21 protein-coding genes are annotated in these 19,257 nt (G+C 67.7%); 8 read left to right on the top strand and 13 right to left on the bottom strand.

Translation table 11 applies throughout. The features are described 5' to 3' along the window. Positions 1-29: 29 nt before the first annotated feature. On the bottom strand, positions 30-911 hold the full coding sequence (locus tag ACO07I_RS15555) for a DMT family transporter (RefSeq protein ID WP_422009141.1): 882 nt from the start codon (positions 909-911) through the stop codon (positions 30-32). Positions 912-999: 88 nt separating this feature from the next. Here ACO07I_RS15555 and ACO07I_RS15550 point away from each other — a divergent pair, with 88 nt between their 5' ends. Next, positions 1,000-1,749, top strand: coding sequence for a DUF1499 domain-containing protein (locus ACO07I_RS15550; protein ID WP_422009139.1), 750 nt, complete (start codon positions 1,000-1,002; stop codon positions 1,747-1,749). A 9-nt stretch (positions 1,750-1,758) separates the two neighbouring features. On the opposite strand, the gene ACO07I_RS15545 is transcribed toward ACO07I_RS15550, so the two are convergent. The 4 genes from ACO07I_RS15545 to ACO07I_RS15530 all read right to left on the bottom strand — a co-directional run bounded on the left by ACO07I_RS15545 (position 1,759) and on the right by ACO07I_RS15530 (position 6,059). Further along, the gene (locus ACO07I_RS15545; protein ID WP_422009137.1) at positions 1,759-3,189 is read right to left on the bottom strand and encodes a sensor histidine kinase; all 1,431 of its coding nucleotides are present in this window, start codon (positions 3,187-3,189) and stop codon (positions 1,759-1,761) included. Between the two features lie 9 nt (positions 3,190-3,198). Further along, positions 3,199-4,623 (bottom strand): dihydrolipoyl dehydrogenase family protein, encoded by a 1,425-nt coding sequence (locus tag ACO07I_RS15540; RefSeq protein WP_422009135.1) that lies wholly within the window; start codon positions 4,621-4,623, stop codon positions 3,199-3,201. Position 4,624: 1 nt separating this feature from the next. Continuing rightward, a complete protein-coding gene (locus tag ACO07I_RS15535; protein ID WP_422009133.1) occupies positions 4,625-5,332 on the bottom strand; it encodes a TVP38/TMEM64 family protein in 708 nt (235 codons plus the stop codon). A gap of 79 nt (positions 5,333-5,411) precedes the next feature. Then, positions 5,412-6,059 (bottom strand): glutathione S-transferase family protein, encoded by a 648-nt coding sequence (locus ACO07I_RS15530; protein ID WP_422009131.1) that lies wholly within the window; start codon positions 6,057-6,059, stop codon positions 5,412-5,414. Positions 6,060-6,173: 114 nt separating this feature from the next. On the opposite strand from ACO07I_RS15530, the gene rpmH reads away from it, so the two are divergent. The 5 genes from rpmH to yihA are packed head-to-tail and all read left to right on the top strand — an operon-like array spanning position 6,174 to position 9,508. Further along, positions 6,174-6,308, top strand: coding sequence for a 50S ribosomal protein L34 (gene rpmH, locus ACO07I_RS15525; RefSeq protein ID WP_068199953.1), 135 nt, complete (start codon positions 6,174-6,176; stop codon positions 6,306-6,308). A 5-nt stretch (positions 6,309-6,313) separates the two neighbouring features. Then, a complete protein-coding gene (gene rnpA, locus ACO07I_RS15520; RefSeq protein ID WP_422009129.1) occupies positions 6,314-6,685 on the top strand; it encodes a ribonuclease P protein component in 372 nt (123 codons plus the stop codon). Positions 6,686-6,737: 52 nt separating this feature from the next. Next, complete coding sequence (yidD, locus tag ACO07I_RS15515; RefSeq protein WP_422009127.1) at positions 6,738-7,004, top strand: membrane protein insertion efficiency factor YidD; 267 nt, start codon at positions 6,738-6,740, stop codon at positions 7,002-7,004. A 24-nt stretch (positions 7,005-7,028) separates the two neighbouring features. Beyond that, on the top strand, positions 7,029-8,846 hold the full coding sequence (gene yidC / locus ACO07I_RS15510) for a membrane protein insertase YidC (RefSeq protein WP_422009125.1): 1,818 nt from the start codon (positions 7,029-7,031) through the stop codon (positions 8,844-8,846). Further along, entirely contained in the window at positions 8,846-9,508 is a 663-nt protein-coding gene (gene yihA / locus ACO07I_RS15505) for a ribosome biogenesis GTP-binding protein YihA/YsxC (protein WP_422009123.1), read from the top strand. Before yidC ends, yihA begins: the two co-directional genes overlap by 1 nt. A 147-nt stretch (positions 9,509-9,655) precedes the next feature. On the opposite strand, the gene ACO07I_RS15500 is transcribed toward yihA, so the two are convergent. Further along, the gene (locus ACO07I_RS15500) at positions 9,656-10,342 is read right to left on the bottom strand and encodes a 2OG-Fe(II) oxygenase (protein ID WP_422009121.1); all 687 of its coding nucleotides are present in this window, start codon (positions 10,340-10,342) and stop codon (positions 9,656-9,658) included. A gap of 129 nt (positions 10,343-10,471) precedes the next feature. Between ACO07I_RS15500 and argB the strand changes: the two genes are divergently transcribed. Next, entirely contained in the window at positions 10,472-11,386 is a 915-nt protein-coding gene (argB, locus tag ACO07I_RS15495; protein ID WP_422009119.1) for an acetylglutamate kinase, read from the top strand. A gap of 64 nt (positions 11,387-11,450) precedes the next feature. Beyond that, a complete protein-coding gene (def, locus tag ACO07I_RS15490) occupies positions 11,451-12,026 on the top strand; it encodes a peptide deformylase (RefSeq protein WP_422009117.1) in 576 nt (191 codons plus the stop codon). 144 nt (positions 12,027-12,170) lie between these two features. Here def and ACO07I_RS15485 read toward each other — a convergent pair whose 3' ends face one another. The 7 genes from ACO07I_RS15485 to ACO07I_RS15455 form a co-directional block, all read right to left on the bottom strand. After that, a complete protein-coding gene (locus tag ACO07I_RS15485; RefSeq protein ID WP_422009115.1) occupies positions 12,171-12,989 on the bottom strand; it encodes a phosphodiesterase in 819 nt (272 codons plus the stop codon). Positions 12,990-12,999: 10 nt separating this feature from the next. Beyond that, a complete protein-coding gene (locus tag ACO07I_RS15480; RefSeq protein WP_422009113.1) occupies positions 13,000-14,046 on the bottom strand; it encodes an ABC transporter ATP-binding protein in 1,047 nt (348 codons plus the stop codon). Next, entirely contained in the window at positions 14,043-14,849 is an 807-nt protein-coding gene (locus tag ACO07I_RS15475) for an ABC transporter permease (RefSeq protein ID WP_422009111.1), read from the bottom strand. The genes ACO07I_RS15480 and ACO07I_RS15475 overlap by 4 nt, the downstream gene beginning before the upstream one ends. A gap of 1 nt (position 14,850) precedes the next feature. Then, positions 14,851-15,669, bottom strand: a complete 819-nt coding sequence (locus ACO07I_RS15470; RefSeq protein ID WP_422009109.1) for an ABC transporter permease — start codon at positions 15,667-15,669, stop codon at positions 14,851-14,853. 78 nt (positions 15,670-15,747) lie between these two features. Continuing rightward, positions 15,748-16,758: an extracellular solute-binding protein gene (locus ACO07I_RS15465; protein ID WP_422009107.1), complete on the bottom strand. Its 1,011-nt coding sequence runs from the start codon at positions 16,756-16,758 to the stop codon at positions 15,748-15,750. Positions 16,759-16,762: 4 nt separating this feature from the next. Beyond that, positions 16,763-17,569, bottom strand: coding sequence for a DeoR/GlpR family DNA-binding transcription regulator (locus ACO07I_RS15460; protein ID WP_422009106.1), 807 nt, complete (start codon positions 17,567-17,569; stop codon positions 16,763-16,765). Positions 17,570-17,882: 313 nt separating this feature from the next. Beyond that, positions 17,883-19,247 carry an NAD(P)H-dependent oxidoreductase gene (locus ACO07I_RS15455; RefSeq protein ID WP_422009104.1) on the bottom strand — a complete coding sequence of 455 codons (1,365 nt, stop codon included), beginning with the start codon at positions 19,245-19,247 and terminating at the stop codon, positions 17,883-17,885. Positions 19,248-19,257: the final 10 nt, after the last annotated feature.

Here is a 19,257-nt window from a genome sequence, read left to right as displayed (position 1 = left end):
GGCGCGCTCCAATGAGGCGGCTTCGCCCTCTAGCGCTTCCAGAGTTCGCGCGAGGCCAGCGCGGCGCCGGCCGTGACCAGCAACGCCGCAGCGATCAGCGTGCCGCTGGGCTCGGCCAGCCCGAAGAGCACCAGGATGGCCGTCGAGAGGATGGGCGTCGCATAGGAGATCGCGCCCAGCGCGCGGATGTCGCCGCGCTTCACGGCATGGTCCCAGAAATAGAAGGCCGATCCGGCCGGCCCCAGTCCCAGCGCCAGGACGGCGAGCCAGGCCGTGCCGCTGGCCGGCCAGACGGTGTGCTCGAAGGCGAGATGGCAGGCCAGCGAGAGCAAGGCCGAGGCGGCGCAGAAGGCGGCGATGGCGTCGGTCGGTGTTTCCCCGAAGCGGCGCGACAGAACCGAGTAGATCGACCAGGCGAAGGCGCAGCCCAGCGCCAGCAGGTAGCCCAGCGCATGGTTGTCGGCGAAGCTCAGTCCGCGGCCGAACGCCAGCAGGGCGACGCCCGAGAAACCCAGCGCGGCGCCCGCAAGATGCGGCCAGTGCAGCCGCTCGCCCGCCAGCGGCGCCGAGAGCAGCACGATGAGCAGCGGCCACAGATAGTTGATCAGGTTGGCCTCGGCCGGCGGGGCGAGCTGGAGGGCCGCGAAGTAGAGCGCGTGATAGCCGAACAGCCCGCCGATCCCGAGCAGCCAGACGCGCGCCGGCCAGCCCACGAGGCCGGCCCAGCCGACCCCGTTGGCCCGGGCGCGCACGATGCCGATGGCAGCGCCGACCGCGAAGGTCATCGCGACCATCTGGAACGGCGGGATCGGTCCGGCCGAAACGGATAGAAGAGCGAGCGAGCTCCACAGGCAGATCGAGATCAGGCCCGCCGCCATGGCACGGCGCCGGACGGTGTCGGCTGTGGTCATCGTGGCCGCATAGAGAACGGGACGGGGATTGTCGAGCAGATGCGCGGACGTCGATTCACGGTTACGATAAGATTGCAGCGGAGCCTGGATGTTCGTTAGGCCGACCAATCCGATCAGTCATCGACTGGCGCGTATCGCCTTCATCTTAGCGACCGTCGGGTCGCTGATCGTCGCCGTTTCCGGGCCGCTGCACCGCTTTCTCGGTCTCGACATAGAGGCTGCAATCGCGGTCTTCCGCTACGGCTTCTATCTGACGGTGGCCGGCGTGGCGCTGGGCCTTGCCACGATCCTTCCCGCCCGCCCCGGCGATCGTCGCCGAGGCAGCGTCGCCGCCTTCCTTGCCATCGTGATCGGAGCCGCCGGTGCCTGGGTCCCGCTGCACTGGTTCCTGCAGGCACAGCACCGGCCCGCCATCAACGACATCACGACCGACACGGCCACGCCCCCGCCGCTGGTGGCGACGGCGCAATTGCGGCGCGGGGCCCCCAATCCGCCGGCCTATCCCAAAGAGAATGCCGCCCTGCAGCGCGCCGCCTTTCCCGACATCGAACCGGTCACGCTCGCGGTCCCGCCGGCCGAGGCCTTCAAGCGCGTCGAGCGCGTGGCGGCGGCACTCAATTGGGAGATCGTGGCGCGTGTGCCGGCGGACGGCCGCCTGGAAGCCTTCGTGATCAGCCCCTGGTTCGGCTTTCGCGACGACATCGTCGTCAGGGTTCGCCCCCAAGGCACGGGCAGCCGGGTCGACATCCGCTCGAAGAGCCGCATCGGCGAGGCCGATCTCGGCGGCAATGTCGACCGCGTCCGGGCCTTTCTCGCCCGACTGAAGAGCGAAGGATGACCCGAGGCTTCAGGCGGTCGGCAGGTTGAAGCCAAAGAGCGTGCCGCGCTCGTTCGATTCGATCAGGGCGATGTCACCGCCATGCAGGCGCACCAGGTCGCGGGCGATCGCGAGGCCGAGGCCGGTGCCGCCCTGCCGTCCACCGGTGGTGAAGGGTCGGAACAGTTGCCCTATGACCGCCGCGGGGATGCCGGGCCCGTTGTCCGCGACCTCTATCAGGAGGGAGCCTGCGCTGCGCCGGGCGCGGATGGTCACGCTCGTCGCGCCGGCTTCGAAGGCGTTGCGCCCGAGATTGATGAACACCCGGTAGAGCAGGTCGCGGTCGCAGCGCGCGATGCCTCTGTCGCCAACTTCGTTCAGCCAGCTCCGCAGGATATTGGGATCCTTGTCCTCGCCCTGCTCCTGCAGCGCCACGCCCACCTCGTCGACGAGGTCGGCGAGATCGACTTCGGCCAGCCGGGGCGACGGCTTCTCGCGGACATATTCGATGGCGTCGCTGGCCAGGCGGGCGGCGCGGTCGATCGTGTTGAGGATGGTCGGCGCGAGCGCGCGCGTCCGTTCGTCTTCACTGCGTGCCAGGCGATCCGACAGCAGGCGCGCGGTCGAGAGCATGTTGCGCAGGTCGTGGTTGATCTTGTTGGTCGCTGCGCCGACCTCGGCCAGGCGCGACTTCTGGCGCAGCGACGCGCGCAGCTCGCGTTGCAGGATCTGGAACTCGTGATCGACCACGCCGATCTCGTCGTTGCGTCGCACGGGCGCGCGCTCCGAAACGCCTTCTTCCGGCGCCCGACGGAAGGCGACCATCGCCGCCGAGAGATCCTGCAAGGGCCGCACGACCAGCCAGCGCAGCGTCAGATAGAGGAGAGAGGCGGTGAACAGCGCGACGATGATCGACAGGATGAGAATGCGGCTGGTGTAGCCGTACATCGCCGCGCGCATCGGCTGCTCGTCGAGCACGATCCAGACCATGGCGCCGGGGAGCCGGACCGATTCGCCACCGACGCGGATGAGATGCGAGCCGTCGCGCGCCATCGCTTCCAGGGCATCCAGGATCAGGCCGAGCGCCCCGCGGTCCTTCAGGTTGAAGCCCTGCATCTCGGGACGGGGCTCGATGTTCATCAGGGCGCGCTTGGGCTTGTTCGGCTCGAGCAGCACGACCGCTTCGACGCGCGCATGGGCGAGCAGCGATCCCTTCACCTGCTCCGTCACCATATTGTCGGGTGTCGCATCGAGGGCCAGGGCCGCCAGCGTGCCGCTCTCGATCAGCTGTTCGAGATAGACCAGCCTGAAGCGGGCGATCGACGGCAGGAAGATCGCCACCTCGGCCGTCATCACGGCGACGATGACGAGGCCCAGGATGCGCCAGGACAGGCCGAAGGTCGCAGTCCGCCGCCGCGCGAGGCGGGCGGTCTCGGCCGGCAGGGTGACGTCGGCGCTCATCGCTTGCTTCTACCAGACCGGCAATCGCGCGAGAAACCGCACGAGCAACCGCGTGCGCGCCCCGAACAGGGTTTCGCTGTAGTAGCTCCCGGCCGCCCGCTTGGCGGTCTCGCCCAGCGTCGGATAGGGCGGCACGAAGCTCGCCAGGGTCGAGATCCTGAGCCGGCCGGAGAGGGCCAGGCACCAGCTCTGGATCAGCTCGCCGGCCTGCGGCCCCGCGATGCCCGCCCCCAGGACGCGACCGCGTCGGTCGGCGATCACCTTCACCAGCCCGTCGGTCTCGCGTTCGGTCTGTGCACGATCGTTGTCGGCGAACCTCCAGCGCAACACCCTGACGCCGTCGCCGTACCGGGCACGCGCGTCGCGCTCGTTGAGGCCGACCTGCGCCAGTTCGGGATCGGTGTAGGTCGCCCAGGGCACGAGGCCGGGATTCAGTCGGGCAGGGGCGCGGAACAAGGCACCGCGAATGAACAGCGAAGCCTCATGGCCTGCCATGTGGGTGAAGGCGTAGCGGCCGTTGCAGTCGCCGATCGCCCAGACGTTGCGGTTGGACGTGCGCAGGGACTCGTCGACCGTGATGCCGCGCTTGTCGTGGGCGACCCCGGCCTTGTCGAGGTCCAGTCCGTCGACCGTCGGGGCACGGCCCGTCGCGACCAGGAGATGGGAGCCTTCGATGCGGCCGCCCGGCTCCAGCACGGCCGCGATCCCGCCCGGCGTGCGTTCGATCCGCGCGACCTTCGTCTTCTCGTGCAGCGTCACGCCTTCGCGGCGCAGGCGGCCGACGACGATCGCTGAGAGTTCGGGGTCGTCCTTGGCAAGGCAGGTCGCCGCTTCCAGCACGGTGACCTGGGCACCCAGCCGCCGGAAGGCCTGCGCCATCTCCAGTCCGATCGGGCCGCCGCCCAGCACCACGAGGTGCGAGGGCAGAACGCGATTGGCGAAGATGGTCTCGTTGGTGAAGTGCGGGACGTCGGCGAGGCCCGGCACGGGCGGCAGGGTCGGACGGGAGCCGGTCGCGAGCACGATGCGCTTGCTGCGGATGCGATGGCCGCCGGCCTGCAGTTCGGTGCGGCCGGTGAAGCGCGCCTCCTCCCGCAGGACGCGCACGCCGAGCTTTTCGAAGCGTTCGACCGAGTCGTTGGGCGCGATGGACGCGATCACGCCGGCGACGTGATCCATTACCTTGCCGAAATCGACGGTGGGTTCGACCGGGGCGATTCCGAAGATCGCGCCGCTGCGCTGCGCCTGTGCCGCCTTGGCCGCTGCGATCAATGCCTTCGAAGGGACGCAGCCGTAATTGAGGCAGTCGCCGCCCATCAGCCCGCGCTCGACCAGCACGACGTCGAGACCCAACTGCGCGGCACCCGCCGCCACCACGAGGCCGGCCGAGCCGCCGCCGACGATGCAGACGTCGGGGGTGAGCACGGTGCTCATCTCACGGGGAGCGCTTCCGGCGCAGGCGGGCGAAAACGGCCGGAACGAGCGCCAGCACGGCAAGGCCCAGCAGCGGCAGCAGGATGCGCCATTCGAAGATGATGCCGAGATCGGGGTATTCGCCGCGCTTCAGCACCGTACCGAGGCCTGCGCCGACGCTCGCATAGACGATCGAGGCCGGGATGATGCCGATCATCGTCGCGAGCGCGTAGTTTCTCAATCTCATGCCGAGCAGGGCCGGCACGATGTTGATCAGCCAGAAGGGAAATACGGGGACCAGTCTCAGAAACAGGAGATAGTTGAAATCGCTTTCCCGGAACCCCTCCTCGAAGCGCGCCAGCGTTGCGCCGGCGCGGGCCCGGAAGAGATCGCGAAAGGCGTAGCGTGCGGCCAGGAACACGGCGATCGAACCCAGGGTCGCGCCGATCACCGACAGGCCGGCGCCCGCCCAGGTCCCGAACAGGAAGCCGCCGACCGGCGTCGCCAGCACGGCGACGGGCAGAGAGAAGGCCACCATGACGCCATAGGCCAGCAGGAAGGCAAGCGCCGCCAGCAGGCGATGGTCGGCAACCCACCCCGTCACCGTGGCCTTGTGGCGCACCAGCATGTCGTAGGAGACATAACGCTCGAGTCCGAGCAGCAGGAAGACCACCAGTCCCGCCAGCAGGATCGCCACTGGCAGCAGCCGGCGCAGTGTCGACGTATTCATCTGGCCCTTCGTCTCGCCCCATCGCGATATTGACGCGATGGCGCCGATCCACAAAGCACATGCTGTCACGCCTGAGTGACTATCGAGGCGGGACCGGAAGACCAGGCTCCGTTGCGGTGAAGCTGGGGCGCGCGCCAAGTCGTCGCCACCAGGCGGCGAGCCGGGGCCGTGCGGCCAGCAGCTCCGCCCCGCGCGGCGACTGCGCGAAGTAGGCGACCATCGCCCCCAGATGAAAGTCGGCAAGGGAGATCTCGGGGCCCGTCAGCCAGGGATCCGCCGCGGCCAGGTCCTCGAGCGCGTCGAGCCCCTTGGCGGCGGCCGCGAGCCCTTTCTCCAGTTCCTCGGTATCGCCCGCCGTGCCCATGTGGGGGCGAACGACATCGTGGACGAAGACCTGCCGCACCAGCGGCCAGTAGGCGTAGGCATCGGCCACGCCCATGATCTGGTCCATGCGGGCCAGCTCTCTCGGCGCCTGCGGCTGCAGCGCAGGCTGCGGAAAGGCCCGATCGAGATACCGGACGATGGCACCCGTCTCGTAGAGCGCGAAGCCGTCATGGACGAGGGCAGGCACCCGGCCGAACGGGTGAAGCGCGAGATGGCTTGCCGGAACATCGGCCGAGAACGGGTTCACCTCCACCCTTTCGTAGGCCAGCTCCTTCTCCGCCAGGACGAGACGGACGATGCGGACATAGACGCTGTAGCGGTAGCCATGGAGGATGAGGACCATGGGCCATCCTAGCCCTCGTTGACTCCGAAGGGTCACACGCTTATTACCCTCGCCCACGGAATTCGCCCCCGGTGCACCGCGCGGGGGCCTTGTTGTGTTTAGAGGAGTTGCGTCATGAAACGCACCTATCAGCCGAGTAAGCTGGTCCGCGCCCGTCGGCACGGTTTCCGGTCCCGTATGGCGACTGTCGGTGGCCGCAAGGTCATCGCGAACCGCCGCCGGTCCGGCCGCAAGCGTCTGTCGGCCTAGTCCTATTGGCTGCGGCGCGCCTCGGGCGTCTGCCGAATCGTAGCGACTTTCTGCGCGTCCAGGCCGGGCGGCGATGTGCCATGCCCGGATTCGTGCTGCAAACGGCGCCCGTCCCCGCCGATCTCGGCGGTCCCGCGATCCGGGTCGGCTTCACCGTGAGTCGCAAGGTCGGCAATGCCGTCGTGCGCAACCGGGTCCGCCGCCGCCTGCGCGAGATCGCCCGCGAGGTCATTCCGCACGCGGCCCGGGCCGACCATGATTATGTGCTGGTGGGACGCCAGGGCGCCATCGGCCGTGATTTCCTGGCGATGCGGGCCGAGTTGCAGGAGGCCCTTCGGCGCCTCAAGGCGCTCGCCGCCCCCCTAGCGACGCCATGACGTGCATTGGCAGCTTGCGCCGGGCCGCTTAAATCGCCAGTTTCCGGGCCGCATGATGTCCTTGGTCCTGCGCGGCGCGATTCGCTTCTACCAACTCACGCTCGCCTACTTCTTCGTCGGTGCCTGCCGCTACGAGCCTTCGTGCTCGGCCTACGCGGTCGAAGCCGTGTCGAAGCATGGCGCGCTGCGGGGAAGCTGGCTCGCCGCCCATCGCCTGTGCCGCTGCGGCCCCTGGGGCTCTGGTGGCTTTGACCCCGTTCCGCCGGCCGCCGCCCGCTCGCGTGCGCCGCTTTCCTGTCACCCTGCCCGGCGCTCCTGACGCGCCACGAAAGATCGCCGACCAATGGATCAGAAGAATTTTATCGTCGCCATCGTCCTTTCGGTGCTGATCATCGTGGGCTGGCAGGTGGCGTTCCCGCCGTCCAAACAGGCGACCAACACGGCCCAGCAGCAGACGGCCGGCCAGTCGGGCGCGCCTGCCGCCCCGGCCGGTCAGCCGGGCACGCCCGGCACGCAGCCCGGTCCGGGCACCACGCCGATGCAGCAGCCGGTGGTCAGCCGCGGTGAGGCCGTCGCGCTGACGCCGCGCGTCACCTTCAATACGGCCGAGCTCATCGGCTCGATCTCGCTCAAGGGCGCGCGCATCGACGACGTGCAGCTCGTCAAGTACCGCGAGACCATCGATCCCAAGAGCCCGCCGGTGCCGGTCCTGTCGCCGGTCGGCAGCGAGCACCCCTATTACGCCGAGTTCGGCTGGTCCTCGTCCGATCCCGCGATCAAGGTGCCGGGCCCCGAGACGGTCTGGACGTCGGATTCGCCGACGGTGGCGCCGGGCAAGCCGGCCAAGCTCACCTGGGACAATGGCGAGGGGCTGGTGTTCGGCCTCACGGTCTCGATCGACGAGTTCTTCATGTTCGACGTGAAGCAGACCGTCGACAACAAGACCGACAAGCCGGTGACGCTGTTCCCGTGGAGCCTCATCGTCCGCTACGGCGAGCCTAAGTTCGAGGGCATGTACATCCTCCACGAGGGTCCGTACGGCGTCTTCAACGATACGCTGAAAGAGTTCAGCTACTCCGACTTCAAGGGCAACAAGCAGCAGAAGATCGCCACCACCGGCGGCTGGGTCGGCATCACCGACAAGTACTGGATGTCGGTGCTGGTGCCCGACCAGAAGTCGAAGGTCGACGTCTCGATCAAGCAGACCGGGGCCGGCGCCGACGTGAAGTATCAGGTCGACTATGTCTCGAGCGGCGTGACGGTCGCTCCCGGCGCCAATGTCACGACGGATGCCAAGCTGTTCGCCGGCGCGAAGATCGTGCGGGTGATTTCCGACTATGAGAACAAGTACGGCATCGCGAAGTTCGACCTCACGATCGACTGGGGCTGGTTCTGGTTCTTCACCAAGCCGCTGTTCTGGCTGCTCGAGTGGCTCTACGTGCATCTCGGCAATTTCGGCCTGTCGATCCTGGTGCTGACCGTGATCGTGAAGGCCGTGTTCTTCCCGCTGGCCAACAAGTCCTATGCGGCGATGAGCAAGATGAAGCGGCTCCAGCCCGAGATGGAGAAGCTCAAGGAGCGCTACGGCGAGGACCGCCAGCGCATGAACCAGGAGCTGATGCAGCTCTATCGTCGCGAGAAGGTGAACCCGGCGGCGGGCTGCCTGCCCATCCTCGTGCAGATCCCGGTCTTCTTCGCGCTCTACAAGGTGCTCTACACCACCATCGAGATGCGCCATCAGCCGTTCTACGGCTGGATCAAGGACCTCTCCGCGCCCGACCCGCTCACGATCCTGACCGGCTTCGGCATGTTTCCGTGGGACGTCCCGTCGTTCCTGCACTTCTTCAACATCGGCATCTGGCCCATGATCATGGGCGTCACGATGTACCTGCAGCAGAAGCTGAACCCGCAGCCGACCGATCCGGTGCAGGCGCGCGTGTTCCAGTTCCTGCCCATCTTGTTCACCTTCATGCTCGCGCCCTTCGCCGCCGGCCTGGTGATCTACTGGGCGTGGAGCAACACGCTGTCGATCGCGCAGCAGTACATGATCATGCGCCGTCACGGCGCGCCGATCGGCGGCAAGGCGGTACCGGCGACCCCGGCGCCGGCGGCTCCCACCAACGAAAAGAAGGGCGGCAAGGGCTCCGGCAAGAAGAACTGATGCCTGACAAGTCACCCGACGCCGAAGAGGAAGGCCGTACGCCCGAAGAGATCGAGGCGGCCCGCAAGCTGTTTGCGGGACCCTGCGACTTCGTCTCGGGCGCCGCGTCGATCGAATCGCTGCCCGGCATCTCGCTGCCGGAAGTGGCCTTCGCCGGACGCTCCAATGTCGGCAAGTCGAGCCTGGTGAATGCGCTCACCGGCCGGCGCACCCTGGCGCGCGTGTCGGGCAATCCCGGCCACACCCGACAGGTCAACTTCTTCAACCTGGCCGACCGGCTGATGCTGGTCGACCTGCCGGGCTATGGCTTCGCCAAGGTCTCGCGCTCGATGAAGGAGACGTGGCAGGACCTCGCCTCGGCCTATCTGCGCGGCCGCCCGACCCTGATGCGAATCTACGTGCTGATCGACGGCCGTCACGGGGTGAAGGAGAGTGACCGCGAGACGATGCGCAACCTCGACAGCGCCGCCGTCTCCTATCAGCTCCTGCTGACCAAGACGGATTATCTGCGGGCCTCCGACGTCGCCGCCGCCGTGAAGGCCGCCGAGGCGGTGGCCCGCAAGCACGGGGCCGCCCATCCCGAGGTCCTGCCGACCAGCAGCGAGACCGGCTTCGGCATTCCCGAACTCCGCGCCGACATTTTCGCCGTCGCCCAGGTTTAGTACTCAAGAGCACCTCATCCTGAGGAGGCGCGAAGCGCCGTCTCGAAGGATGGGCAATAGACGTGGTGCGCGTGTCCACCCTTCGAGACGCGCTCCTGCGGAGCGCTCCACAGGGTGAGGTGCGTTGGGTAATCTCCGCTCTGTCGACTAAGCCGCGTCGTGGAAGATCAGGCCGAGCGTGAAGCGTTCGCCGGTGCGCAGGCTCGAGACGCCGTGGCGCAGGGCGGTGCGGTGCCAGCCGCGCGCGCCCTTCGCCGGCCGCTCGTTCACGGCGAAGATCGCGGCATCGCCCCGTTCCAGCGGCACGACCTCGCCGCGTGACTGCATGCGCGCCCGTTGCTCGACCAGCATGAACTCGCCGCCGGTGAAGTCGCGGCCCGGGGCGCTCAGCAGCACCACGACCTGCAGCGGGAAGACCATCTCGCCGTAGAGATCGCGGTGCAGGCAGTTGTAGTCGCCGGGGCCATAGCGCAGCAGCAGAGGCGTCGGCTTTGTCTGGCCGGCCTCGTGGCATTCGCGGAGCCAGTCCTTCAGGGCGGGCGGGAAACGCCGGGGCCGTCCCAGCCGTTCGTTCCACGCGTTCGCCACTTTGGCCAGCTCAGGGTACAGCGCCTGGCGCAGCCGCTCGACGGGCGGAGGCAGGTCGTAGGCGAAATACTGGTACTCGCCCTGCCCGTAGCCGTGGCGCTGCATGACGATATGTTTACGGAAGCGCGCCTGCTCGGGCCACAGCGCGGCCAGCGCGCGGCACTCCTCGGGGCCGATCAGGTTGCGGACCACGGTAAAGCCGCGATCGGCCAGAGTTTCGCTGTCGAGGGGGTGGGAACCTGCCATGCGGACATCCTGACGCGGCAGGTCCGGTTCTTCTATCCGGGAGCCGCCTAATATATTATGCGCCTCCGCGAATTGCTCGGCCCTCTCCCGACCCGGAGAGGGCTTTCGTTCAACTGGGGATGCTGTGAAATGGCCGAGCCTGTTCAACCCGACAAGGAGCAGAAGCGGCTCATCCGCATGGCGGAGACCATCTCCAAGGCGCTGCCGTACATGCGTCGGCACAACGACGCCACCTTCGTCGTGAAATATGGCGGCCATGCCATGACCGATCCGAAGCTCGGCGACCTGGTCGCCCGCGACGTGGTGCTGATGAAGCAGGTCGGCATGAACCCGATCGTGGTCCATGGCGGCGGCCCCCAGATCAACAAGATGCTGGAGCGGGTCGGCATCAAGAGCACCTTCGTGAACGGGCTGCGCGTCACCGACGCCGCGACCATGGAGATCGTCGAGATGGTCCTGGCCGGCTCGATCAACAAGGCGATCGTGGCCGACATCAACGAGTGCGGTGGCATCGCCGTCGGCATCTGCGGCAAGGACGGCAACCTGATCCTGGCCAAGAAGATGACGGAGACGCGCGATCCCAAGACCGGCGAACTGCTCAAGGTCGACCTGAAGCAGGTCGGCGAGCCCGCCAAGATCAACGTCATGGTGCTGGAGCAGCTGCGCCGCGCCGACGTGATCCCGGTCGTGGCCCCGATCGGGTTCGGCGTCGACGACGAGCTGACCTACAACATCAATGCCGACACCTCGGCCGGCGCGATTGCCGGCGCGATGAAGGCCAAGCGCCTGCTGTTCCTCACCGACGTGCCCGGCGTCCTCGACAAGGACGGCAAGGTGATCCCCGACATGACGATCGAGCAGGCGCGCGCCCTGATCGCCGACGGCACGATCTCCGGCGGCATGATCCCCAAGGTCGAGAACTGCATCGATGCCGTGAACTCGGGCGTCGAAGCCGCCGTCATCATGGACGGTCGCGTGCCCCACTGCCTTTTGCTCGAGGTCTTCACCGAGGCGGGGGTCGGCACGATGGTCAGGCGTACATGACGGGGCCTGACCCGGCCCCGGCCCCGGCCTTGAAAAGCCCCATTCTCACGCATATTTAGGCCCGATGGCTCTCCTGCCCATCCTGACCGCGCCCGATCCGCGCCTGAAGAAGAAGTCCCTGCCGGTCGACACGGTCGACGCCGGCGTGCGCCAGCTCATGGATGACATGCTGGAGACGATGTACGACGCGCCGGGCATCGGCCTCGCCGCGCCGCAGGTCGGTGTCCTGAAGCGCGTCATCGTGCTCGACATCGACCGCGAGGACACCAAGACCGGCCCGCTCTTCATGGCCAATCCCGAGATCGTCGCGGCCTCGGACGAGGACGTCTCCTACGAGGAAGGCTGCCTGTCGGTGCCGGACCATTATTCCGACGTGGTCCGCCCGGCCACGGTCACGGTCCGCTACCTCGACCGTGACGGCAAGCAGCAGGACCTCGCCTGCGACGGCCTGCTGGCGACCTGCGTCCAGCACGAGATCGACCATCTCGACGGCGTGCTGTTCATCGACCACATCTCGGCGCTCAAGCGGAACATGATCCTGCGCAAGCTCCTCAAGGCGCGCAAGGAACAGGAACGCGACGCGGCCGAAGGCCGGCCGCCCAAGGCCCACCCGAAGGAAGACCCCGAGCACGTGATCTAGGCCGGCTGACGCGAAGCGCCGAATACGGCCCCTTTTGTCATCCCGAGCGTAGCGAGGGACCTTTGATCGGGCGCCGTTTAGTTAAGGGTCCCTCGCTGCGCTCGGGATGACAACGGTAGTGGACCAAGGCTCCGGGTCAGCGGCTCAGTCGATCAGTTTCCCGTCGGCGTCGAAGAACGGGTACGGCCCGTCATAGTCGCCGATGACGGCGGCGTGGGTCACCAGCTGGCCGTCATTCCACCAGTGCAGCATGAAACCCGGCGGCTCCATGCGGAAGCGGCTGGGGGCGTCGGGATGGATGTCGAGCGCGACCTGGTGCGCCGGGCTGGGGCAGGTCATCGCCGGGCGGCCGCCGACCTGGGCGTGGATCGTGCGATGGAGATGGCCGCACAGGATCAGCTCGACCTGTGCATGCTTGGCGACGACCTCGGCAAAGGCCTCGCGGCCTAAAAGGCCGATCTTGTCCATGTGGCCGATGCCGGTGACGAAGGGCGGATGGTGCATCATCACCAGCGTGGGCACGTCGGGCCGTTCGGCCAGCGTACGGTCGAGCCAGTCGAGCCGCTCGCGGCAGAGCTCGCCGCCGCCCTGGCCCGGGATCAGCGTGTCGAGGCCGACGAGGCGCAGCGGATAGTCGTCGATCGCGAACTGGAGGAACGTCCCCGCCGCCGGCAGGTAGCCGCCGTCGCGGAAGGCGTCGCGCATCGCCTCGCGCTCGTCGTGATTGCCGGGGATGGCGATGATGCGCTGCTTGATCGGCGCCAGGATCGACTTCAGGTGCTCGTATTCCTCGGGCCGGCCGAGATCGACCAGGTCGCCGGTCAGCAGGACGATGTCGGGCTGTGGCTTCAGCGCCAGCAGCTCCTGCACGCAGCGCTGCAGCATGGAAGCCGTGTCGACCTTGCGATAGGCGAGCTTGCCCGGCAGCTTGATATGGGTGTCGGTGATCTGGGCGATCAGCATGGCAGTCTCCTCACAACACCAATAGGCCGCGCGGGTCGATGGCGAGCCCGACGGCGTCGCCGTGGCTGAAGTCGCGCCGCGCCGTGCTCTCGATCACCAGCGGCTGTGCTTCGCCCACGTCGACGAACAGGCGCGTGCGATCGCCGAGGAAGAAGGCGGCCGCGACCGTCCCCTTGAGCCCTGTTGCCTCGCCGCTCTCGACCACGCGGATGTCCTCGGGCCGGAACAGGATCTCGGTGGCCGTGGCCGGCGCTTCGGACCAAGCGAGGCCACCGGCCTTGCAGGTGAAGGTGCCGTTGCTGACGCGGCCGGTCAGGCGATTCATCGTGCCGATGAATTCCGCGACGAAGCGCGTGGCCGGGCGCTGGTAGATGTCGCGTGGCTTGCCGATCTGGGCGACCCGGCCATGTTCCATGACGACGATGCGGTCGCCCAAGGCCATCGCCTCGGCCTGGTCGTGGGTGACGTAGATCGCGGTGATGCCGAGCGAGCGCAGCAGCGAATCGATCTCCAGGCGCAGCGTGTCGCGCAGCTTGGCATCCAGCGCCGTCAGCGGCTCGTCGAGCAGCAGGGCCCGCGGCCGGACCGCGATGGCGCGGGCCAGCGCCACGCGCTGGCGCTGGCCGCCCGAGAGCTGGTCGATGCGGCGGTCCGCGAGCCGCGTGATCTGCATCATCCCGAGCATCTCCGAGACGCGCGCCTTGATCTGGGCGTCGGGCACCTTCCGGATCTTCAGCCCGTAGCCGATGTTGCCGGCCACGGTCATGTTGGGAAACAGGGCATAGGACTGGAACACCATGCCGACATTGCGCTGCTCGATCGGCAGGTGGGTGACGTCCGTTCCGTCGAACAGCACCTGGCCGCCGGCATCGGGTTCCTCGAGGCCGGCGATGATGCGCAGGGTCGTGGTCTTGCCGCAGCCCGAGGGGCCGAGGAAGACGACCGTCTCACCGGCGTCGATGGCGAGGTCGAGCGGCTCCAGCGCGCGGGTGCCGTCGGTGAAGGTCTTCGCGCAGTTGGTCAGGGAAATGGAAACGGGTTTGGCGGTGTCGGTCATTCGGCATCCTCTGCCACGAACTTCGCGGGGCGCGGCTTGGCGAAAGCCTGCAGCGCCAGCAGGAGCGGCATGATCATCAGGAAGAAGACGAGGGTGTAGGCGCTGCCGACTTCCAGCCGCAGCGAGGCATAGGCATCGGCGAGGCCCACGGGCAGCGTCTTGGTGAAGGGCGTGTGCAGCAGCCAGGTCATGTTGAATTCGCCCATCGACAGGGTCACGACCATCAGCGAGCCCGCGAGGATGCCCTGCCGGCAGTTCGGCAGCACGATGTCGCGGAAGCGCGGCCAGAAGCCGGCGCCGAGCGACGCCGCGCCCTCTTCGAGCGTCTTCAGGTCGATGGCGCTCAGCACCGCCAGCACGCTGCGCACCATGAAGGGCAGGGTGAAGAGCACGTGGCCTACCAGGATGAAGGCCCACGAGGTGCGAAAGCCCGACAGGCTGCCATAGGTGACGATCAGCGCCAGCGCGGTGGCCAGGCCGGGCACGGCCACCGGCAGCACCAGCATCTCCTCCAGCGCCCGCGTAAGCGCGGTCTGGCGCTTGGCCAGCACATAGGCGGCCGGCACGCCGATCACCAGGGTGACGGCGAGGCAGGCCAGCGACAGGCCGATCGAGAGGAAGATCGTGTCGCGATAACCGTTCCACACTTCCATGACCCAGCGCAGGGTGAGGCCGCTCTCGATGCCGACGAAGTAGTTGACCGTGAGGCCGGCCATGATCGAGAGGACCACCGGCACGACCAGGAAGGCGCAGACCAGCAGGGTGAAGCCGAGCTGGAGGTAGAAGAGGCCGCGGCGCTTCATGTCAGCCCGCCGCCGCGACGCTGGAACCGGCCGCCGTGCGCGCCAGCGCCAGCACCAGCCAGGTGACGATACCCAGCACGAAGCTCAGCGCCGCCGCCATGGCGATGTTCGCCGACAGGGTGAACTCGGTATAGATCACCATCGGCAGCACGTTGATCTTGGCGGCGAGCGTGAAGGCGGTGCCGAACGCACCGACCGCCGTCGCAAAGCAGATCGCGCCGGCCGAGATGAAGGCGGGCTTCAGGCCCGGGATGATGACGTCGAGCAGCACGCGCCACGGCGAGGCGCCGAGCGACCGCGCCGCCTCCTCGAGCTTCGGGTCGAGCTTCTCGGCCGCGGCCATCACGGTGAGGATGGTGCGCGGGATGGAGAAGTAGACGTAGCCCATGAACAGGCCGGCGATCGTATAGGCGAAGACCAGCTTCTCGCCGGTCAGCGCCTGCGTCACCTGGCCGATCAGCCCCTGACGGCCGGCCAGCATGATCACCATGAAGCCGATGACCACGCCCGGGAAGGCGAGCGGAAGGGTCAGCATCGACACGAGCAGCGCGTTGCCGGGAAACTTGTGGCGCTGCAGGAACACGCCCGAGATGCCGCTGATCACCAGCGTCGCCGCCGTCGTCGCGGCCGCGACGGCCAGCGTGGACAGCAGGCTGTCGAGATAGAGCTGGTCGGTGAGGATGGCGGCATAGGCCGCCCAGCCGGTCTTGCCGCTGCCGCCGATGAAGAACAGCCGCGCCATCGGCAGCAGGAAGAACGCGGCGAAGACGATGCCGGCCGGCAGCAGCAGAAGGATCAGTCGGCGGGTTTCATGCCGCATGGTTGGCGGTTCCTCAAACGAGCGGAAGCGGGACGGCCTTGCGGCCGTCCCGCTGCGTTGTCGATGACCCTTTGACGGTCAGTTCACTTCCTTGCGGTAGCGCTCGACGATCTGCGGCTGCGCCTTGGCGAGGTTCTTGAGGTCGACCGGCTTGGCGCGGGCATATTCCGCGTCGGGCAGGAACTTGGCCTTGGCCTCGCTCGACAGCCGGTCGGCGAAGACCGGACGCAGATAGGCGTTGCCCCACATCGCCTGGCTCTCGTCGGACAGGACGAAGTCGAGCACCTTCTTGCCGTTCTCGGCGTTCGGGCCCTTGTTCACCAGCGCCATCACGTAGGGGAACACCAGGGTGCCCTCCTTCGGAATCACGAACTGCACCGGCGCCTTGTCGGTGTACTGGCCGCGGTAGGCGTTGAAGTCGTAGTCGAGCAGGATCGGAATCTCGCCCGAGATCACGCGGGCGTAGGAGGTCTGCTTCGGCACGATCGGCTGGTTCTTCGCCAGCTCCTTGAAGAACTTGATGGCCGGATCGAGATTGTCGTAGGTGCCGCCGAGCGCCAGGTTGATCGCCATCACGCCGAGCTGGCCGACGGCGGCCGAGGTCGGGTCGAGATAGCCGACCATGCCCTTGTATTCGGGCTTCAAGAGGTCGGCCCAGCTCTGCGGCACCGGCTTGTTGCCCAGCGCGGCCTTGTTCACGAACAGGCCGAGCGTGCCGGAGTGGATCGTGAACCAGTTGCCGTCGGGATCCTTGAGGTCGGCCGGGATCTTCTCCCAATTCTTCGGCTTGTAGGGCGTCAGCACGCCGGCATCCTTGGCCGGGTCGGCTGCGATGCCGCCGAGATAAGTGACGTCGGCCACCGGGTTGCCCTTCTCCGCGATCAGCGCGGCGATGGCCTGGCCGGAGTTCTTGTTGTCCGGCGGCACCTGGATGCCGAGCTTGGCCTGGATGGCCTTGAGCTGCGAGCCCCAGTCGGCCCATTCCGGCGGGCAGTTGTAGCAGACGGCGCGCTGCTGGGCGGCGGCGCCGGAGATGTTTGCCACGGCGGCGATGCCGAGCGCGGCCGCGATCGCGAGATGCTTCAACATGAGATCAACCCCTCCTTGTTTGACGTGTCGTATCGATGGTCGCGCCGTCGTCCGGCCAGGACACCAGCCGGACGCTGGCCTCGCTCAATTGACGCGCGATGGGCGCCGGCACCGGACGATCGGTGAACACGGCCGTTGCTTGCGTGATGTGGCCGCCGCGCACCGTGCCGCCGCGGCCGAACTTGGAATGGTCGAGGACCAGGAAGCGCTGGCGGCAATGGGCGGCGAGCGCGCTGCGCATCGTCACCTCGTCGGTGCTGAAGTCGAGCAAGGTGCCGTCCTCGGCGACGCCGCCGACGCCGTAGATGCCGATGTCGGCGGCGAAGCGGCCGAAGAAGCCGTGCGCCTCGCCCGCCACCACGTCGCGGTCTAGGCTGCGCAAACGGCCGCCGGCGATCGTGATCTCGCAGGAGGCGCTGCGGCAGAGCGCCATCGCGACGTTGAGATTGTTGGTCATGACCCGCAGGCCCGCATGGTCGGCCAGCGCCAAGGCGCACTGCTCGGGCGTCGTGCCGATGCCGAAGAACAGCGAGGCGCCGTCCGGCACCTCGCGCGCCACCAGCTGCGCGATGCGGCGCTTGGCGTCGATGTTCAGGACCTGGCGGGCGGGATAGGCGAGGTTCTCGCCCTCGGGCGGCAGCTCGACGCCGCCATGGCGCCGGCGCAGCAGGCCGCGGTCGCAGAGCAGGTTCACGTCGCGCCGGATCGTCTGCGGGGTGACGCCAAACTGAAGGGCAAGCGCCTCGATCGCCTGGAACCCGTCCCCCCGGACGCGTTCGACGATGGCGCGGGCGCGTTCTTCCGCCTGCATTCCCGGTTCCTGAGCCCGCTTCCTGTCCCGTTCGATCTGCATGGTTCGAATGAACTCTGCAGACCGTTGTTTTCGTTCATATGACTTTCATATGAACATTCGGAGACGTCAAGCGAGCGGGCGCGAGCGCAGCTCGGCCGCTTAAACGAAACAATCGAAACGGATGTCGCACCCTCGCGCAACCGCCAGGGCCGGTCGCACGGCCTGTGCGCCGTGAGCGTTCTTATCCATTCGGCACGGCGCGGGCTTCCGCGCCTTCGTCGCTTCGCTCCTGCAGGCGCTGCCGCCCGCCGGCGCGAAACTCGTTTCGCGCCTACTGTGCCGCGATCTTCGAGGCGGCCGGGGCGAAGTCCCGCTCCATCTCGCGGCGCAGCTTCACGGCGGTGAGCGACTCGTCCATCACCACGTCGGCGTAGGTCAGCGACTGGCCGGCCTTGATCGGCTTGAGCAGCTTGACGTTGTGGGCGAGGCCGAGCGGCAGGCTGCCGAGGCCGGTCGACTTCTCCGACGGGAACAGCTTGCCGTAGACCGTGTAGCCGCCCTCGCCGTCCAGCATCTCGCCGGGCTTGAGGTCGCGCTTGGCGGTGGCGATGACGTCGGCGTGGAAGCCGATCGGCGTGCCGGTCGGCTCCTTGCGCAGGCCGATCGAGGCGACCGACATGCCGACCTCGAGGCCGATCAGGTGCCAGCGCTTGTACATGACCGAGTACCGGCCGCTCGGGTCGGTCTGCAGCATGTACTCCTCGAAGCAGTTCTTCTGGTACTCGGTGGCGGCCTCGAACACGACCCACACGCCCTTGCGGATCTCGTAGGGGATGGCGCGCCCGTCCTTCTCCAGCGACGAGGCGACTTCGACCTGGCCCTTGTGATGGAGCTGGCCGCCCTCGGAGATCGGCCGCATCACGAAGGGCAGGTCCTCGACCGAGCACGGCGGGAAGGCCAGCCCGTCCGGTGCCGGCGTGAGGCCGGTGGCGTTGGCGACGGCGGTGCTCTCGATGGCGGGCTTGGAGCCATCGAGGAAGGAGTTGAACATCTTGGGGTTCAGGCCGCCGCGCTTGGCCTGTTCCTCGTTGAGGCCCCAGTACTTCCACACGGTCTCGGGCGTCGACTGCGCGAAGTGCGGCAGCCACTTGTGGCCGCGGCCGGCGGCGGTGACCTCGAAGCCGGACGTGCGCGCCCAGTCGACCAGCTCGCAGATCAGCGCCGGCTGGTCGCCATAGGCCAGCGAGTAGATCACGCCGGCGGCGGCGGCGCGCTTGGCCAGCAGCGGGCCGCAGAAGGCGTCGGCCTCCACGGTCACCATCACGACGCTCTTGCCGTGCCTGAAGGCTTCGAGCGCATGCTCGACGGCGGCGATCGGATCGCCGGTCGATTCGACGATGATGTCGATCTCGGGATGGCTGACCAGCGCGCGCCAGTCGTCGGTGAGGTGCGTGCTGCCGTGCTTGCGCGCGTCGGCGAAGGAGGTCGCCGAGGTCACGTCGGGCTTCCAGCCCAGCCGCGCCAGGTTCTCGCGCGCGCGGTCGGGCGAGAGGTCGGCGATGCCCAGCAGATGGATGCCCGGCGTGGTCGGGATCTGCGACAGGTACATCGAGCCGAACTTGCCGGCGCCGATGACGCCGATGCGCAGCGGATTGGCTTCGGCCGCGCGGGCCAGAAGCATGCGATGGAGACTCATGGGTTCCTCC

This window comes from Reyranella sp. (assembly GCF_965227665.1).
GTDB lineage: Bacteria > Pseudomonadota > Alphaproteobacteria > Reyranellales > Reyranellaceae > Reyranella.
Note: the sequence above shows the minus strand (reverse complement) of the source record. Positions and strands in the feature narration are given on the sequence as shown.

Bases quoted from the DNA above. Each gene is read 5' to 3' on its own strand.
- ACO07I_RS15555 (WP_422009141.1), bottom strand. From the start codon at position 911: ATGACCACAGCCGACACCGTCCGGCGCCGTGCCATGGCGGCGGGCCTG.
- ACO07I_RS15550 (WP_422009139.1), top strand. From the start codon at position 1,000: ATGTTCGTTAGGCCGACCAATCCGATCAGTCATCGACTGGCGCGTATC.
- ACO07I_RS15545 (WP_422009137.1), bottom strand. From the start codon at position 3,189: ATGAGCGCCGACGTCACCCTGCCGGCCGAGACCGCCCGCCTCGCGCGG.
- ACO07I_RS15540 (WP_422009135.1), bottom strand. From the start codon at position 4,623: ATGAGCACCGTGCTCACCCCCGACGTCTGCATCGTCGGCGGCGGCTCG.
- ACO07I_RS15535 (WP_422009133.1), bottom strand. From the start codon at position 5,332: ATGAATACGTCGACACTGCGCCGGCTGCTGCCAGTGGCGATCCTGCTG.
- ACO07I_RS15530 (WP_422009131.1), bottom strand. From the start codon at position 6,059: ATGGTCCTCATCCTCCATGGCTACCGCTACAGCGTCTATGTCCGCATC.
- rpmH (WP_068199953.1), top strand. From the start codon at position 6,174: ATGAAACGCACCTATCAGCCGAGTAAGCTGGTCCGCGCCCGTCGGCAC.
- yidD (WP_422009127.1), top strand. From the start codon at position 6,738: ATGATGTCCTTGGTCCTGCGCGGCGCGATTCGCTTCTACCAACTCACG.
- yidC (WP_422009125.1), top strand. From the start codon at position 7,029: ATGGATCAGAAGAATTTTATCGTCGCCATCGTCCTTTCGGTGCTGATC.
- yihA (WP_422009123.1), top strand. From the start codon at position 8,846: ATGCCTGACAAGTCACCCGACGCCGAAGAGGAAGGCCGTACGCCCGAA.
- ACO07I_RS15500 (WP_422009121.1), bottom strand. From the start codon at position 10,342: ATGGCAGGTTCCCACCCCCTCGACAGCGAAACTCTGGCCGATCGCGGC.
- argB (WP_422009119.1), top strand. From the start codon at position 10,472: ATGGCCGAGCCTGTTCAACCCGACAAGGAGCAGAAGCGGCTCATCCGC.
- def (WP_422009117.1), top strand. From the start codon at position 11,451: ATGGCTCTCCTGCCCATCCTGACCGCGCCCGATCCGCGCCTGAAGAAG.
- ACO07I_RS15485 (WP_422009115.1), bottom strand. From the start codon at position 12,989: ATGCTGATCGCCCAGATCACCGACACCCATATCAAGCTGCCGGGCAAG.
- ACO07I_RS15480 (WP_422009113.1), bottom strand. From the start codon at position 14,046: ATGACCGACACCGCCAAACCCGTTTCCATTTCCCTGACCAACTGCGCG.
- ACO07I_RS15475 (WP_422009111.1), bottom strand. From the start codon at position 14,849: ATGAAGCGCCGCGGCCTCTTCTACCTCCAGCTCGGCTTCACCCTGCTG.
- ACO07I_RS15470 (WP_422009109.1), bottom strand. From the start codon at position 15,669: ATGCGGCATGAAACCCGCCGACTGATCCTTCTGCTGCTGCCGGCCGGC.
- ACO07I_RS15465 (WP_422009107.1), bottom strand. From the start codon at position 16,758: ATGTTGAAGCATCTCGCGATCGCGGCCGCGCTCGGCATCGCCGCCGTG.
- ACO07I_RS15460 (WP_422009106.1), bottom strand. From the start codon at position 17,569: ATGCAGGCGGAAGAACGCGCCCGCGCCATCGTCGAACGCGTCCGGGGG.
- ACO07I_RS15455 (WP_422009104.1), bottom strand. From the start codon at position 19,247: ATGAGTCTCCATCGCATGCTTCTGGCCCGCGCGGCCGAAGCCAATCCG.